Here is a 15,418-nt window from a genome sequence, read left to right as displayed (position 1 = left end):
AATTATAGAAAGAAGGGCTTCTGCTGCGAATCTTATTCGCGGGCGGAAGCTCTTTTTTAAATTTCCTTTATGACAAAATAGAAGAAACGCCTAAGAGATTTATCTTCTTTTCGCCTTTTTGGGCCTCTTATAGTTATCACCTATGACTGTAATTGTATTTATGTATTTCTCAAATAACGCTCTTCCTTGTTATAGTAAATGCAATCAGTCAGGCAAAAAAAATTTATCGGTGCTGCCCGATTCCAATCGGAAGCACCGCTGCAGCCTGAATCATGGACGCACTTTTAAACCGGGAGTGATAAGTATGAGTCAGAAGAAAACGATGTATGAGAAAATTTGGGATAACCATGTGATTTACCAGGAAGAAGGCAAACCTAGCATTTTGTATATTGATCTTCATTTGGTTCATGAGGTCACCTCTCCCCAGGCTTTTGAAGGGCTGCGGATGACCGGACGGAAGGTTCGCAGACCCGAGCTGACGTTTGCTACGATGGACCACAATGTGCCTACGAAAGACAGATATAACATTACGGATCCGATTTCCAAGCAGCAGATTGATACGCTGACCCAGAACTGTCGCGATTTCGGCGTTACCCTTTATGATCTGGATACGCTGGATCAAGGGGTCGTTCACGTTATGGGACCGGAGCTTGGACTTACAGCGCCAGGCAAAACGATTGTTTGCGGCGACAGCCACACTTCGACACACGGGGCATTTGGCGCTTTGGCGTTCGGCATTGGCACCAGTGAGGTAGAGCATGTGCTGGCCACCCAGTGTCTGCAGCAGGCCAAATCCAAAACGATGGAAGTTCGTTTCGTCGGCAAACGCAATCCGGGCGTTACGGCCAAGGACCTTATTCTTGGCGTGATCGCCAAATACGGCACTGATTTTGCGACTGGTTATGTCATTGAATATACAGGCGAAGCCATTCGCAGCCTGACGATGGAAGAGCGGATGACCGTCTGCAACATGTCGATTGAGGCGGGTGCGCGTGCTGGTCTGATCGCGCCGGACGATACGACCTTTAACTATCTTCGCGGCCGTCAATACGCACCGCAGGGCAGCGCGTTTGATGAAGCGGTTGAAGCCTGGAAACAGCTGACGACCGATGAAGGCGCCGAATATGACACTGTAGTTGAATTTGATGTCGATTCGCTGATTCCGCAAGTGACTTGGGGCACCAGCCCGGGCATGGGCACCGACATCACTTCTGCGGTTCCTGATCCGGACAGCTTTGCCAGCGAGAATGAAAGAAAAGCAGCCAAACAGGCGCTTGAATATATGGGACTTGTTCCCGGTACGCCGATTTCGGAAATTCCGGTGGATTACGTGTTTATCGGCTCCTGCACCAACGGGCGGATTGAGGATTTGCGCGCGGCGGCTTCGATCGCCAAAGGCTACAAGGTTTCCGACAAGGTTACCGCGATTGTGGTACCGGGCTCAGGCCGTGTTAAAATCCAGGCCGAAGAAGAGGGACTCGATAAAATTTTTACCGAAGCAGGTTTTGAATGGCGCGATGCGGGCTGCAGCATGTGTCTTGCTATGAATCCGGACGTGTTGAAACCGGGACAACGCTGCGCTTCGACCTCGAACCGTAACTTTGAGGGACGCCAGGGCCGCGGCGGACGTACGCATCTCGTATCTCCAGCCATGGCTGCAGCGGCGGCGATCCGCGGTCATTTCGTGGATGTGCGCGACTGGACCTTCAAATCGGAAGTTGTCAGCTGAAAGCTGACGAACCGGAACTTAACAGAAGAACAAGGGAGAGATTGAACGATGGAAGCTTTTAAAACATTGAACGGCATTGTGGGCCCCGTAGACCGCGTGAATGTAGATACAGATGCGATTATTCCCAAACAATTTCTGAAAAGAATCGAACGGAGCGGCTTTGGCCAATTCCTGTTCTTCGAATGGCGTTTCGACGAGGAGGGCAACGAGAACCCGGATTTTGAACTGAACAAACCCCGTTATAAAGGGGCGTCCGTCCTGCTTTCCCGTGTTAACTTCGGCTGCGGCTCCTCCCGGGAGCACGCGCCTTGGGCAATTCAGGATTACGGCTTCCGCTGCATTATTGCTCCGTCCTATGCGGACATTTTCTATAATAACTGCTTCAAAAACGGCATTCTGCCGATCAAGCTTTCCGAAGAGCAGGTCGAAGAGCTGTTCCAAAGAACGGCCAAACATGAAGGCTACAAGCTGAACGTGGATTTGGAGAACAAAAAAATCACCGATGAATTCGGGCTGGAATATACGTTTGACTTGGACGAACACCGTCGTCAATTCCTGCTGCAAGGACTGGATGACATCGGCCTCACGCTGCAGCATGAGGATCTGATTACCGCTTATGAAGCCAAACACAAAGAGCGCTTGTTTGCCTAAAGCTTGATGTTTAAACTGGGCGGACGGCACTGACCGCATTGACAATTCGGGATGGCGTTCCTCATAATCGACAGTGATGGTTTAACGCTGCGTCAGGCTATATTGCAGCCATGAAGGTTAGGAGGAACGACCATGTTTGACAATGATTGGGACGAGGTGTTGGCGGAGGAGATCAAGAAACCTTATTTTCAGGAGCTCCGCTATGCGTTGGCGAGAGAGTACAAGCTGCATACCGTATACCCGCCTAAGGAATTGCTGTTCTCGGCCCTGAAACTGACCCCGTACCGGGACACGCGTGTGGTGATCCTCGGTCAAGACCCATACCACGGGCCGGGCCAGGCGCACGGCCTGAGCTTCTCGGTCCAGCCGGGCGTCCGTATACCGCCTTCTTTGCAGAACATCTACAAGGAGCTGGCGGATGATGTGGGGGCACCGATTCCGAATCACGGTTCCCTGCTGCATTGGGCCGAGCAGGGGGTGCTCCTGCTGAATGCTGTGCTTACCGTCCGGCAGGGGCAGCCTAATTCGCACAAAGGCCTCGGCTGGGAGTCCTTTACGGATGGCGTTGTCGAGAAGCTGAACGAGCGGGATACGCCGATGGTGTTTATTTTATGGGGAAGCCATGCGCAGCAGAAAGGCGCCTTTCTGGATGCAAGCCGGCACAAGGTGATTCGTTCGCCGCATCCAAGCCCCTTTTCAGCTCACAGAGGGTTCCTCGGGAGCCGGCCGTTTTCGGCGGCCAATCGTTTTTTGACGGAACGGGGCTTGCAGCCGATCGACTGGTCGATCCCGCCGTTAAGCGAAGTATGACCCGTGAAGTATAACGCTATTAAATCATCCGAAGAATCGACACTATCAAGATAAAGAAATATAGCTTTTCGCTAATGTCCGCCATCCGGCGGATTTTTTTTTGCCGTAAATAATGGAAATTGTCTATCAAGGGCAAATTTTTCCTGTTAAAATGTTAGAAAGGCGCAACTTTTCATAGAATATGTCGTCCTGTTCAAAGATTAGGTGCAAATTCATAGAAACGGTAGAGGATGGATAATCGAATGAAAAAATTTGGATTTTTGGCTTTTTTACTGCTGCTCCTGTTAATTCTCCCCGGAATTGGCCATGCGGCGTCCAACACGACACACATTAACCTGGACGGCAAAGATTTGAAGCTTGGAGACCAAGCCGGCGTAGAAACTCTTAATGGCAGCGTCATGGTTCCACTGCGTCTGGTGACGGAGAATATGGGCTATATGGTCGATTATGACAATAAGTCGCAAGGCATTACCATCCAGAAAGACAAAACGGTCCTCCAGCTGATTGTTGGCCAGCCGACAGCGAAGGTCAACGGGAAAGAGACCAAGATGGCCGGTCCTGCCGTATTTGCCGGTTCAGGCAAAACGCAAGTCACCCTTGTCCCGCTGCGTTTTGTGGGGGAGCAGACGGGAGCGGAGGTCAGCTGGGATAACATCACCAAAACCGTATACATAACTTCTGCCGTATCCGGCAGTCAGGAGACCGTTCTCCCTGGTTCGGACAGCTCCGGGGAATCCGGCGGCAGCCCTGTTTCCGTGCCTGACCCTTCTAAGCCAGCTGAAGGCAATGGCGGGGAAGGCGCAGCGGGCGGCTCCAAAAGCACCGGTGAATTGACGGGCCTCAGCTTCAGCGAAGGCAAGCTGGTGCTTGCCGTAAGCGGAAAGGTAACGCCTTCCGTATTTACAATCAGCGCCCCGGACCGGATTGTCGTAGACCTGCCGGGCGCGGCATTCTCCCAAACGTTCGGCGATCAGCTGCCTTTAAACGCGGCATTTAGCGGACAGATTGACGTTCAGGAGATCTCAAAGGTCAAGGATGTCCGTTATGCCCTGTTCAGCAGCAGCCCGGCGGCAGTCCGCGTGGTGCTTGATTTGACCAGTCCGGCAGCCTATCAGGTGATCGACAACCAAGACGGTTTGATTACAATCGACTTAAATGTAGAAGATAACGGCGGTCAGCCGGGAGGCGGGCCCATTGCGGACCCTTCGCAGTCTGGGGCGTCTCTGCCAACCGATACCGTCGGCAAGAAGGTGATCGTTATCGATGCTGGCCACGGCGGCAGCGATCCAGGAGCCAACAGCTTAAACAACCGCAATGAGAAGGATTTTACGCTGGCTGCCGTGCTGAAGCTGCAGCAGGTGTTGGCTGCAGACAGCCGCATTGAGGTGGTGCTGACCAGAAGCGGAGATACTTATCCGACTTTGCAGGACCGGGTAGCGCTGGCCAACGGATTAAAGGCGGATGTGTTTGTCTCCATCCACGGCAATAAGAGCCCGGATGGCGGGCCAGGACCCAAAGGAATAGAAACGCATTATACCAATAAAAACAGCGAGACCTTGGCCAAGATCATGCAGAAACATCTGGTCCAGGCCAGCGGAATGGCTGACCGGGGACTCAAAACCGGCAATCTTTATGTAACCAAAAACACGAAAATGCCGGCCGTGCTTCTGGAATGCGGCTTCCTGAGCAATCCGAAGGACGAGGCGGCGATGTTCTCGGACGAGTTCCAGCAGCAGCTTGCCGAAGGGATTGCAGCGGGGCTGAAAGAGTTTTTGGGCTTGTAATTTGAAAATGGATATAAACAAGAGATAATCGAAGCATTTGTGGGGTTTAACCTTTCATTCTATTTTGTTCCAATTAAATTGCCATAATTTACGCAACTTTTGATAGATTATGGCGTCTAATTAGTGAGTCTGTTGATGTTTCAAAGCCTTACGGCAGCATTCATCAGGAACCACAAAAATATGAATGGAAGGGTGAAGAATGAAGAAATTTGGCTTTTTAATCATTTTGTTTCTATGCGTGTTGGCTTTTCCATTAACAGGACATGCTGCTTCCAAGGCAACACACATTCTCTTGGACGGGAATGAGATTGACTTGAGTGCGGACAGGCAGGTCCAGGTTGTCAACAACAGCGTAATGATCCCGATTCGTGTCGTCGTAGAGGAACTTGGGTTTAATGTGGATTGGAACAGCAAGACAGGCACGGTAACCATACAGCAGTCCGGCAATGTCATTACATTGCTGACGAACAGCAATACAGCTACCGTTAATGGACAATCTTTCAAGTTAACCGCTCCGGCTTTTGCCAAAAATGGAACGACTTTTGTTCCGGTCCGGTTTGTCAGTGAACAGATGGGACTAGCGGTAGACTGGAACAATGTGACCAAAACCGTAAGTCTTACCACGCCGAATTCCGGCAGCGGCAGCGCCTCGCTGCCAGGCGGAAATTCAGGCAGCGGCGGATCGGTATCCGTACCGGATCCAAACGCAAATCTGGTGTCCTTGACCGGACTCAGCTACAGCGATAACCGGCTGATCCTGGCTGTAGATGGACAAGTCAGCCCGAAGACATCGACATTGACCAATCCGGACCGGATTGTCATTGATCTGCCGAATGTCAAATTCGCTGCGGATTTCGCTTCCGGATTTCCTTTGGACAGCCATCAAACCGGGACGATTCCGGTAACGGGTTATCCGGACGTTTCGCAAATCCGTTATTCCCTGTTTAACAGTCAGCCTTCAACGATTCGGATTGTGCTTGACCTGAATTATGCCAAAGGCTTCGAAATGACCAATGCCAATGATGGTCTGGTTATTATTGACCTGGACAAGGGAACAGCGCCTGGAACCACTAATCCGGCTCCTGGGGGCAACGGGAAGAAATTGGTTGTGATCGATGCCGGACACGGCGGTTCGGATCCCGGCGCTATCAGTTTGCACAGCAAAAAAGAAAAAGATTTCACATTGGCTGTTGTGCTGAAGGTGGAGAAGCTGCTCAAAAACGAGCCAAATATCGACTATGTGTTGACCCGCAGCGGCGACACTTATCCGTCGTTGTCCGACCGTACCGATCTGGCCAACAAATTGAAGGCAGATGCCTTTGTTTCGGTTCACGGCAACAGCGGACCGTCCTCCGCTTCCGGAGTTGAGACGTATTACACGCGAAGCGGCTCCAGTCAAACCTTTGCCAATATCATGCACAAGTATTTGGTGAAAGCAACCGGGCTTCCGGACCGTAAGGTTCGCCAGTCAAGCCTTCATGTAACGAGGGAAACGACGATGCCGGCGGTATTGCTGGAATGTGGCTTCCTCAGCAATAAAGGCGATGAGGCCAAAATGTACAGTGCGGATTTCCAGCAAAAGGTTGCTGAAGGCATTGTGGCCGGTATTAAAGAGTTTCTTGGCGTAAAGTAAGACATTTATGAGTGAAGGCAGGTGTACACGTGAATAAAAAACGTTTGACGATGATATGTAGTGTTCTATTATTGGCTGTACTTGCAGGCTGCGGGCAAAAACCCGCGGCCTCTCCTGCTGAGAACGGCAATACCAATGTTGCCGAATCCAGTTCCGCGCCTACAGAAAGCGCAGATGCTCAGCAAGGAGCCGGAAATGCTCCGGCCTCGATAGCTCCGTCTGGCCAACCTTCTTCATCGGAAGATGCGTCGGTCTCGGCAAATGCCAAACAAACCGAATCCATCAAGCTTTATTATGCGGACAAGGACTTTATGGAACTGAAAGAAGCAACCCGCGACATCAGCTATGAAGCCTCAGACAACACTTCCAAATATAAAGCGGCTTTTGAAGGACTGCAGAAGAGCGGCAGCGATGATCTTATCTCCTTGTGGGAGAAAGTTCAGCTGCTTAGCGTAAAGTTTGCCAACGGCGAAGTCACGCTGGATATTCATATGCCGGACGAGGCGCGCATGGGATCGGACGGCGAATTGATGGCGCTGGATTCCTTGCAGAAAACGATGTTTCAATTTGATGAAGTTCAAAGCATTGAACTGCTTGTAGACGGCAAAAAGCTCGAAACTTTAATGGGGCACGCCGACCTGCTTCACCCGATGACCCGCAACTAACAGGCAGGAAGGAAGACCTGTTTCGTCGAATTAGGTTTAAAAGGGATCAATAGCCAAAGGGGAGACAAGGATGACGCAAGAGAAGAAGACAAGCCGAAGCTTGAAACGTACAGCAGCCACGCTGCTGCTGACTTTAACTTTTATGACCAGTGGAGCAGCTGCTTTTGCGGCTGATCCAGCGGATCCAACCACCGGTGCGGATGCTGTAGCATCCGCTTCCACGGTGGGCAATACGGTGCCAACGCTGCTCTTCAGCGATGTGGCAAGCGGCTTCTGGGCCGAAAAGCATATCTACAAGCTGGCATCGGAGGGAATTATCCTTGGCGATAACGGCAAGTTTCGCCCAGGCGATTCCGTAACCCAGCAGGAGGCCATTACATTGGCGCTGCGTTTCATGAATGTGACGGATCAATTAACAGCAGACGCCAAGGCGCCTGACAAGCTTGAGGTTTCTGCTTATTTCAAACCTTACATAGCGCTGGCCGTCAAAGAAAAGCTGATTAACCCGGACGAGGAAGCGGCTGCCACGGCGGCAGGCGAAGCCTGGGGCACGAAGAAAGCATCCCGCGAGTGGGTAGCCAAAATTCTGGTGCGTGCCTTGGGACGTGAAGACGAAGCGAAATCAGCAGCAGGCAAAGGCACGACCTTTGCCGATAATGCTACCATTTCCGCTGCTGCCCGCGGTTACGTCAATGTGGCTGTGAGCCTGGAGCTGACGAACGGCGTGGACGGCAATCGCTTTGATCCTCTCGGCACGGTCACGCGCGCGCAGATCGCTACCTTCTTAAGCCGGGGGCAAGCTTATGTCAATCAAAGTTATGACAATGTCTATGAAGGTGTAGTCACTTCCATCGGCAATGGAAAAATGACGTTGTACACAAACGGGGCAAGCCGCAGCTTTACGCTGGACAGCCGGACCGCTTATTTCACAAGCGCTTCTGAAACGAAAGCCGCACAAAGCGATGTTGTTCTGTATTCCAAAGCGATGGTCATCGACAAGGTAGGGACGGCAGCTTATGTGGAGATTACCGACCCTACCCCTCAGCTGGAGACGGTCGAAGGAACGCTGCTAAGCTCCCTCAGCGGCAGCCGTCTGCTTCTGCTAGTGAACGGAGAACCGGTTACCTTTACTTACGATAATGCGACCGTGTTTTATGATCAGAACGGACAAACGATCAAACCGGACAGCTTGTCCAATGACAGCACGATTGAGCTGAAACGCGAAACTTTTACGGCAGACAAGAAGCCGGTCATCGTACAGGTGAAATCCGGCATCGTGAATAAATCCTCGAAAGGGACAGTAGAGTCGGTAGATACGTCGTCCAAGACGATTACTGTCAAAGAGGAGTCCGGCAACGAAGATAAACTTGTATTAAACAGTACAGTCAAAATTCTTTATCAAGGCCAAGTCATGGAGCTTGCCGATTTGAAACCTGGATCTGTAGTAACTTATACGATCAAGGACAACTCCCTGATCAGTCTTGAGGTGACTCAGTCGGTAGAACGTACGATCAGCGGATCACTGATCAGTCTGGGCAACGGCAAGCTGCTGACGTACAAGAAGTCGGACGGTTCTTACGGGACTCCGCTTCCTATTTCGCAGAATGTCCAAGTTGTGGTCGACGGGATTGCCGCGCCAAGCCTTTCCGATCTGATTGCCGACGATAACGGCGGGGATCAGGTACAGCTTACGCTGAATGCGAATGGAGAGGTCACTAAAATTGAAGTGCTTGGCCGCCAGGCTGAGAAGCTGTCCGAGGTTAGCGTGGTTTCTTACGATAAAACCCGCAAGCTGCTTACAGTCGTAGACACGGATAATAATCCATATGTACTGGAACTGGACGGCAAAACGGCAGTCGAATATAATAGTACAGCACCAACGTTGTCCGGCCTGGAAGCTTTGCTGAATACGGATCGCAAAATCACCTTGACGCATATCGGCAAACGTGTCCTTTCGGTTAGCGTCATTTATCAGTATGAAGGAAATTTTGTAGGCTTCGATTCGGCGAGCAAGAAATTGAAGCTGACCGATTCGGCGGGGAAAACTCGCGAGCTGGCTTTCACCAACGCATCACTGCCTGTCTATATTTACGGCCAGGCTTCAGCTACCTTGTCCAGCCTGAAGGCCGGGGATCCGATTACCGCGGTCCTGAGCAGCAATCAGGATGTTGTACAGTCGATTAACGTGAAGACGACCAAGCAGTTTGAAATCAAGGCTGTAGATACGACAAACAGCCGAATTACGGCTGTTTCGGACAATCTGACCCAAACCTTTTATGTGAACCAAGCGACTTTGCTTAACGCTAATGGGGCTGTGATTAAAGTGACGGATCTGAAAGCGGGCGATTTTATCAACGTTCTCTTTAGCGGTTCCACAGCTGCCAACGTTCAGCAGGTCAAGTTGACTTATGGCGCAGTCACCCAGGCAGACGCAAGTTCCGTGACACTCAAAACCTTTGACGGATCGGTAACAACGATTCCTGCAGCGGGTGCTGTTAAAGTCGTCCGTGATTCGGGAACCAGCACTTCGCTGACAGCCTTAACGACTTCGGATCATGTAGTGGTCAAGAAAGCGGCGGACGGGTCAACCTTGGTTACGGTACTGACTCCGTTAGAACGTACTTACTGGCGTTATGATTCCGTGTCGAAAGAGGTTTATGTCAAGAGAAGTACACTTTCTGACACGAATATTCGTTTCTCCGTAGGAGCAAATCCATATATTCACCAAGGAGACACGACATTAACCGTGCAAAGCCTTCAAGAAAATGATAATATTGTATTGTATTTCGACGGGGACAAGCTGGTCGAGATCGTAAAACAATAACATTTTCTAAGATTCACCGTCTTGATACGGGATCTGCCCGTATCAAGATTTTTTTTGTGCCGGGAGGATAGAACTTATGAATGTAGCAGGTGTCAGACATATATTGGATACGATCGGAAACATGTTTCCGGATGCGGACTGCGAATTGGTCCATTCCAATGCGTTTGAATTGACGATTGCCGTCCTGCTCTCAGCCCAGTGTACGGATGCAACGGTGAATAAGGTAACCGCCGATTTGTTTCAGAAATACAAAACGCCGGCGGATTACGTAGCGGTGCCGCTTGAGGAATTGGAGCAGGACATCCGTAGAATCGGGTTATATCGGAACAAAGCCAAACATATTCAAAATTTGTGCCGGATTTTGATGGAGCAATATGGCGGCGAGGTACCGAGCGAACACGATGAGCTTGTCAAATTGCCGGGGGTAGGCCGCAAGACGGCAAACGTGGTAGTCTCCAATGCTTTTGGAGTGCCCGCAATTGCTGTAGATACCCATGTAGAGCGCGTCAGCAAACGGTTGGGGCTGGCAGCCTGGAAAGACTCCGTACTTGAAGTAGAGAAGAAGCTGATGAAACAGGTGCCAAGGGAGGAATGGATGCTTACACACCACCGGTTAATCTTTTTTGGCCGTTATCACTGCAAAGCGCAAAATCCGAAATGCCAGGTCTGCCCTCTCCTGGATGTGTGCAGAGAAGGCAAAAAGCGTATGAAAACAGCAAAAGTCAGAAATGATAAAGAAAACAATTCCAAATGATATTTGATAGTAGAGGATGAGACCCCATGAGATGTATTTCTGTTTACACGGACAATTTTGAGCAGTTTTCCGATTTGTTTGAGGATGTTTTGGCGCTGCAGCTTGGCGAAAATGATGAACGTGAAGTGGAAGGCGTTGTTGTCAGCGATTCCGGTCAAGTACCTGAACACTACATCGAGCGTATGTCTGCCAAACCAGAGGTTGTGGTCATGAAGGACAGAACAAGAGGCATCACGATTTTCCAGCATGGCAAAGTGTTTGAAATTTTGCTTCCAACTGAAGAAACGGCAGAAATCGTAGGCTAAGCCTTTAAGGTATAAGTGCTAAGTTATACACAAAGCTTACAATGGGCAGGCCAGGGATGAATTTCCTTGGCCTGCTTTTTTGCTTGCAGGGTTCCCGAGAGGGAGAATCGGATGTTAAAATGAGAATGTTTCCAATTAGACAGAATCATGGCCAAATAGGAAGGCGGGAGAAGCTTTTTATGAAACCGATTACAGATCAGGTGCAACCGGAATGGCTGCAGCGGCTTGAACCGCTGGCAAAGCAGCTTCATGAGGAACAAGACTTTCAGGCCGAGCAGATCATTCGGGAGTTAATACATAAAAGGATGGAGCAGGAGCTTGTTGTGGCGTTCTGCGGACATTTTTCGGCGGGGAAGTCCAGTTTGGTCAATAAGCTGTGCGGCAAGCAGGTGCTGCCATCGAGTCCGCTGCCGACGAGCGCCAACATCGTTATGATCCGAAACGGCGCTGAACGCGCCGTACTGACCTCGTCCGATGGAAGTCGGAATATAGAAGTTCCGCTGCAGGAAGCGGCTGATTATTGCCGCAACGGTGAAGATTACACGCGGGTCGAGCTGTGGGCGGATCTGCCGTTCCTTGGCAGCCAAGGTGTTCTGCTGGATACGCCGGGCGTCGACTCAAACGATGCCGGACATGCCATGGCTACACATTCGGCGCTGCATTTGGCGGATGTGGTTTTCTATGTAATGGACTATAACCATGTGGGCTCGGAAAGCAATCTGAGTTTTGCCAAAACGCTGACCGATTACGGCAAACCGCTGTATATGGTCGTGAACCAGATCGATAAGCACAGAGAAGAGGAGCTGCCGTTTGCCGTTTATAAACGGACGGTGGAGCAGGCGTTTGAGGTTTGGAACGTCGAGGCGGCTGGAATTTTTTATACTTCGCTTAAAGTGGCGGATTTCCCATACAATCAGCTATCAGCTTTAAAGGCGAGTATGCAGGTCTTGCTGGAGGATCAAGGCGAGCTGCTGGCTTACAGCACTTATACGTCTGCTGCGCAGGCTGTTAAGGATCATCTTCGCCGGCTGCGCGAAGATGATAACGAGCAGCGGGAGCTCCTGCTGGAGCAGGCAGGGGGCGAAACGGATGTTGCTGCAATGGAAAAGGAGCTTGAACGTTTGCAGAGCGGAGATGACGGAGACGGGGAGGGCTACAGAACCCGGCAGCTGGAGCAAATTGGACGGATGCTGGATAATGCCCAGCTGATGACACCGGCGCTTCGGGAGCTGGCTGGTTTGTATTTGGAAAGCCGTTCGCCCGGATTCAAGGCCAAGGGCTGGTTCGCCGGCAGCAAAACGGCGGCAGAGAAGGAGAAGCGGAGCAGCGACTTTCTGCGGACGCTTGCGGAGCAGACGGAAGCGCAGGTGGATTGGCATGTCCGTACGGAGCTGAGAAAGATTGGACAGGAACTGGAGCTTTGGGATGACGAATGGGAAGCCAAGCTCGATGAGTGGATGCCGAAAGCGGAGGAGAGCTGGATCACGGACGCGCTGCCGAGCGGCGCGGTTGTGTCCGGGGAGTCGACGCTTCGTTATGCCGGAGCGGTCGCCGCAGGCGTAACCGCCAGATTCCGCCGCGCAGCCGCCGAGGTGATCGAGGCGCTGCTTGCGGCACCGTCGCCGCTGCGCGAACGCCGGCAGGCAGCGGCAGCCGAGCGGCGCGCCGAGCTGGAGGCGCGCCTGCCCGCGGCGCGGCGTCTCGCGGAGCTGGACGCCGCAGCGGCTGCGCGTGAAGCACGCTTCGGCGCGCTGCTGGGCGCGCCGGTGACGCTCACCTCCGGACTGCTGCCGGAGGTGAAGGACGCTGCGCCGCCTGCGGCGGGCGCAGCCGGGGCCGGCATGCCCGCAGACGGCACGCCGGGGGCCCAGCCAGCCAGCCGCGCGGAAGCGTCCGCGCCGACAGGCGGCAGAGCCGGACACCTTCCCGCCGAGGCGGAAGGTGGCGCATCCGCGCCGCGCAAGCTGCGGCGGCGCGCGCTGGAGTCGGCCGCGCGTCTGGAAGCCGCGGCCGGGCTGCTTGCTCCTCACCCCGCCTTCGGGACGGGCGTGGAGGAGCTGCGCAAGCGGGCCGCGGAGCTGCGCCGCGGCCGGTTCACGGTTGCGCTGTTCGGTGCGTTCAGCGCAGGCAAATCCTCGTTCGCCAACGCTTTGCTCGGCGCCCCGGTCCTGCCGGTATCGCCGCACCCGACGACGGCGGCGATTGGCCGCATTCTGGCGCCGGAAGAAGGATTTGCGCATGAGACGGCGCATATCCAATTCAAATCGGTTCAGGCGATGGAGGAGGATCTTGCCTTTTCGTTTGCTGCTTTACAGCTGGGGGAATGGGAGCCAGCGGGGTGGCTTACTGTCGTCAAGAAGCTGCAGGCCGATCAAATTCCGGCTTCAGGCCGGGCCCACTTCAGCTTTCTTAAAGCGGCGGCTGCGGGCTGGGAAGACATGTCTCCAAAGCTGGGGCATGCTCATACAGCAGAGCTTGAGGAATTCAGGCAGTATGCCGCAGAAGAGACCAAAGCCTGTTTTGTGGCTTCCATAGATCTTTATTACAGCTGCCCGCTGACCGATCAGGGCGTGGTGCTCGTGGATACGCCAGGGGCGGATTCCATCCATGCCAGACATACAGGTGTCACCTTTCAATATATGAAAAATTCGGACGCTATTTTGTTCGTAACTTATTATAATCACGCTTTCTCCAGAGCGGATAAACAATTCCTGGCCCAATTAGGCCGGATTAAAGGAAGTTTTGCACTGGATAAAATGTTTTTTATCGTCAATGCGGCGGACTTGGCCTCCTCGGAGGAAGAACTGGGCCAGGTGGTGGAGCATGTCCGGGACGGCTTGAAGGGGGCTGGAATCTCCACTCCCCAGGTTTATGCCTTATCCAGCCATCAGGCGCTGAAAGAGAACCGGGGCGGTTCCTCTCTGTTCACGTCTTATCACAGGCTTGAAGAGAAAGCAGCGGTCAGGGAAGAAGAACAGGCATCGAACGGATTTGCCCGGTTCAGTGAACATTTCTCTACGTTCCTGGAGGAGGATCTCAGCCGTCTTGCTGCTGCTGCTGCCGCGGCTGAGCTGGGACAGCTGAATGAACGTCTGAACAAATGGACCGGTACGGCCGATCAGCTGCTGCGGAACAAGGAACAGCAGGTTGAGCGGTTTGCACAGGAAAGGGAAGCGTTTGAAGCGGCTGTAGCCGTACTGAAAAATGCGGACATCCGCCGTGAATGGAGTCAGGAATGCGAAGAGCTTCTTTTCCATGTCGTGCAAAGATTACGGCTTCAGTCCCTGGATCTGTTTGCAGAGTTTTTCCATCCGTCTCTGCTTCAGGAGGGGCAAGGCCAGATGAAACGCAATTTTGCTATTGCGCTTAAAGGCTGGCTGGATCAGACCTCCGCTGAACTGGAAAGGGAACTGCTTGCAACCTCTCTACGTTTGGAGCGTAAAGGAGAACAGCTGCTGCTGCGGGAAGCGGAAGGCTGGTGCCGTGTGAACGGCCCGGCTTTTGATATGCCGCTGACACCTCCGGCAAAACTTGCAGCCTGGGATACGGTTCAAATTCCCGAAGGGCTGCTTGGCTCGGAGGATATGTCCCCGTCCGCTTATTGGTCTTATTTCAAGAATCCAAAGTCTTTCTTTGAAGGTAACGGCCGGGCTTTGCTCCGCGAGGCGATCGAGAAGCCGCTTGTCCTCAGCTTGAAGAAAGCGGTGAGCGAAGGAGAGGCGATTTTTAAACACCATTACTTGAACGTTATTGCGGAGAAACAAGAAGAATTGGCCCAATATTTCCTGCAATTATGGAAGGAATGGGAGAGCAGTATCCGAAATTCTGGGGCCTCAGAAGAAGACCTGAAGCAATGGGAATTTGCAGCGGTTCAATTAAGCCGCTATTGCGAGGAAATGGAAGCATTTTATAAGTGATAACACGTTTTATATCTAGTTGATGGCGCATTATTCCAGAATAAAGGGGAATACGCGTATTTCTCCCCTTTGCCGCATTAAAATGAGAATGATAAACTGCTAAAAGCTAAGTAAAGCGAAGCAAACATCAGAAGGAGGAAACCTGTTTATCCGATGAATTAAAACGTATGAATGAAGAAACTGAAGCGAAGACAAAAAGGGAGCCGGGAAGCAGCGGTTGTGCTTTTCGGACGTGAGCGCTGAGTGGGAGAGGTTGGATTCCGGATTAGCTTTAAGCAGGAGGAGTAAACTTTTGATGGTCATTCATGCTTGCTCGGCAGCTTAACAAAACTAAGTGTAGGCTTTC

10 protein-coding genes are annotated in these 15,418 nt (G+C 52.1%); all 10 read left to right on the top strand.

Annotation, left to right across the window (positions count from 1 at the left end):
- Nucleotides 1-304 precede the first annotated feature (304 nt).
- The 10 genes from leuC (at nucleotide 305) to AWM70_RS09440 (ending at nucleotide 15,072) form a co-directional block, all read left to right on the top strand.
- On the top strand, nucleotides 305-1,729 hold the full coding sequence (leuC, locus tag AWM70_RS09485; RefSeq protein ID WP_068695814.1) for a 3-isopropylmalate dehydratase large subunit: 1,425 nt from the start codon (nucleotides 305-307) through the stop codon (nucleotides 1,727-1,729).
- A gap of 48 nt (nucleotides 1,730-1,777) precedes the next feature.
- A complete protein-coding gene (leuD, locus tag AWM70_RS09480) occupies nucleotides 1,778-2,380 on the top strand; it encodes a 3-isopropylmalate dehydratase small subunit (protein ID WP_068695812.1) in 603 nt (200 codons plus the stop codon).
- Nucleotides 2,381-2,512: 132 nt separating this feature from the next.
- Entirely contained in the window at nucleotides 2,513-3,190 is a 678-nt protein-coding gene (ung, locus tag AWM70_RS09475; RefSeq protein ID WP_068695810.1) for a uracil-DNA glycosylase, read from the top strand.
- A 242-nt stretch (nucleotides 3,191-3,432) separates the two neighbouring features.
- Nucleotides 3,433-4,974, top strand: a complete 1,542-nt coding sequence (locus AWM70_RS09470; RefSeq protein ID WP_068695808.1) for an N-acetylmuramoyl-L-alanine amidase family protein — start codon at nucleotides 3,433-3,435, stop codon at nucleotides 4,972-4,974.
- Nucleotides 4,975-5,212: 238 nt separating this feature from the next.
- The gene (locus tag AWM70_RS09465; protein WP_335582158.1) at nucleotides 5,213-6,607 is read left to right on the top strand and encodes an N-acetylmuramoyl-L-alanine amidase family protein; all 1,395 of its coding nucleotides are present in this window, start codon (nucleotides 5,213-5,215) and stop codon (nucleotides 6,605-6,607) included.
- A 29-nt stretch (nucleotides 6,608-6,636) separates the two neighbouring features.
- Nucleotides 6,637-7,272 carry a GerMN domain-containing protein gene (locus tag AWM70_RS09460; protein ID WP_068695804.1) on the top strand — a complete coding sequence of 212 codons (636 nt, stop codon included), beginning with the start codon at nucleotides 6,637-6,639 and terminating at the stop codon, nucleotides 7,270-7,272.
- A gap of 70 nt (nucleotides 7,273-7,342) precedes the next feature.
- Nucleotides 7,343-10,096 carry an S-layer homology domain-containing protein gene (locus AWM70_RS09455; RefSeq protein WP_068695802.1) on the top strand — a complete coding sequence of 918 codons (2,754 nt, stop codon included), beginning with the start codon at nucleotides 7,343-7,345 and terminating at the stop codon, nucleotides 10,094-10,096.
- A 76-nt stretch (nucleotides 10,097-10,172) separates the two neighbouring features.
- Entirely contained in the window at nucleotides 10,173-10,850 is a 678-nt protein-coding gene (nth, locus tag AWM70_RS09450) for an endonuclease III (RefSeq protein WP_068695800.1), read from the top strand.
- Between the two features lie 26 nt (nucleotides 10,851-10,876).
- On the top strand, nucleotides 10,877-11,155 hold the full coding sequence (locus tag AWM70_RS09445; RefSeq protein WP_068695798.1) for an NAD/NADP transhydrogenase alpha subunit: 279 nt from the start codon (nucleotides 10,877-10,879) through the stop codon (nucleotides 11,153-11,155).
- A gap of 179 nt (nucleotides 11,156-11,334) precedes the next feature.
- The gene (locus AWM70_RS09440) at nucleotides 11,335-15,072 is read left to right on the top strand and encodes a dynamin family protein (protein ID WP_068695796.1); all 3,738 of its coding nucleotides are present in this window, start codon (nucleotides 11,335-11,337) and stop codon (nucleotides 15,070-15,072) included.
- Nucleotides 15,073-15,418: the final 346 nt, after the last annotated feature.

Source organism: Paenibacillus yonginensis (assembly GCF_001685395.1).
GTDB lineage: Bacteria > Bacillota > Bacilli > Paenibacillales > Paenibacillaceae > Fontibacillus > Fontibacillus yonginensis.
Note: the sequence above shows the minus strand (reverse complement) of the source record. Positions and strands in the feature narration are given on the sequence as shown.

Excerpts from the sequence above, each read along its gene's own strand:
- leuD (WP_068695812.1), top strand. The coding sequence starts at position 1,778 with ATGGAAGCTTTTAAAACATTGAACGGCATTGTGGGCCCCGTAGACCGC.
- leuC (WP_068695814.1), top strand. The coding sequence starts at position 305 with ATGAGTCAGAAGAAAACGATGTATGAGAAAATTTGGGATAACCATGTG.
- AWM70_RS09440 (WP_068695796.1), top strand. The coding sequence starts at position 11,335 with ATGAAACCGATTACAGATCAGGTGCAACCGGAATGGCTGCAGCGGCTT.
- nth (WP_068695800.1), top strand. The coding sequence starts at position 10,173 with ATGAATGTAGCAGGTGTCAGACATATATTGGATACGATCGGAAACATG.
- AWM70_RS09455 (WP_068695802.1), top strand. The coding sequence starts at position 7,343 with ATGACGCAAGAGAAGAAGACAAGCCGAAGCTTGAAACGTACAGCAGCC.
- AWM70_RS09445 (WP_068695798.1), top strand. The coding sequence starts at position 10,877 with ATGAGATGTATTTCTGTTTACACGGACAATTTTGAGCAGTTTTCCGAT.
- ung (WP_068695810.1), top strand. The coding sequence starts at position 2,513 with ATGTTTGACAATGATTGGGACGAGGTGTTGGCGGAGGAGATCAAGAAA.
- AWM70_RS09470 (WP_068695808.1), top strand. The coding sequence starts at position 3,433 with ATGAAAAAATTTGGATTTTTGGCTTTTTTACTGCTGCTCCTGTTAATT.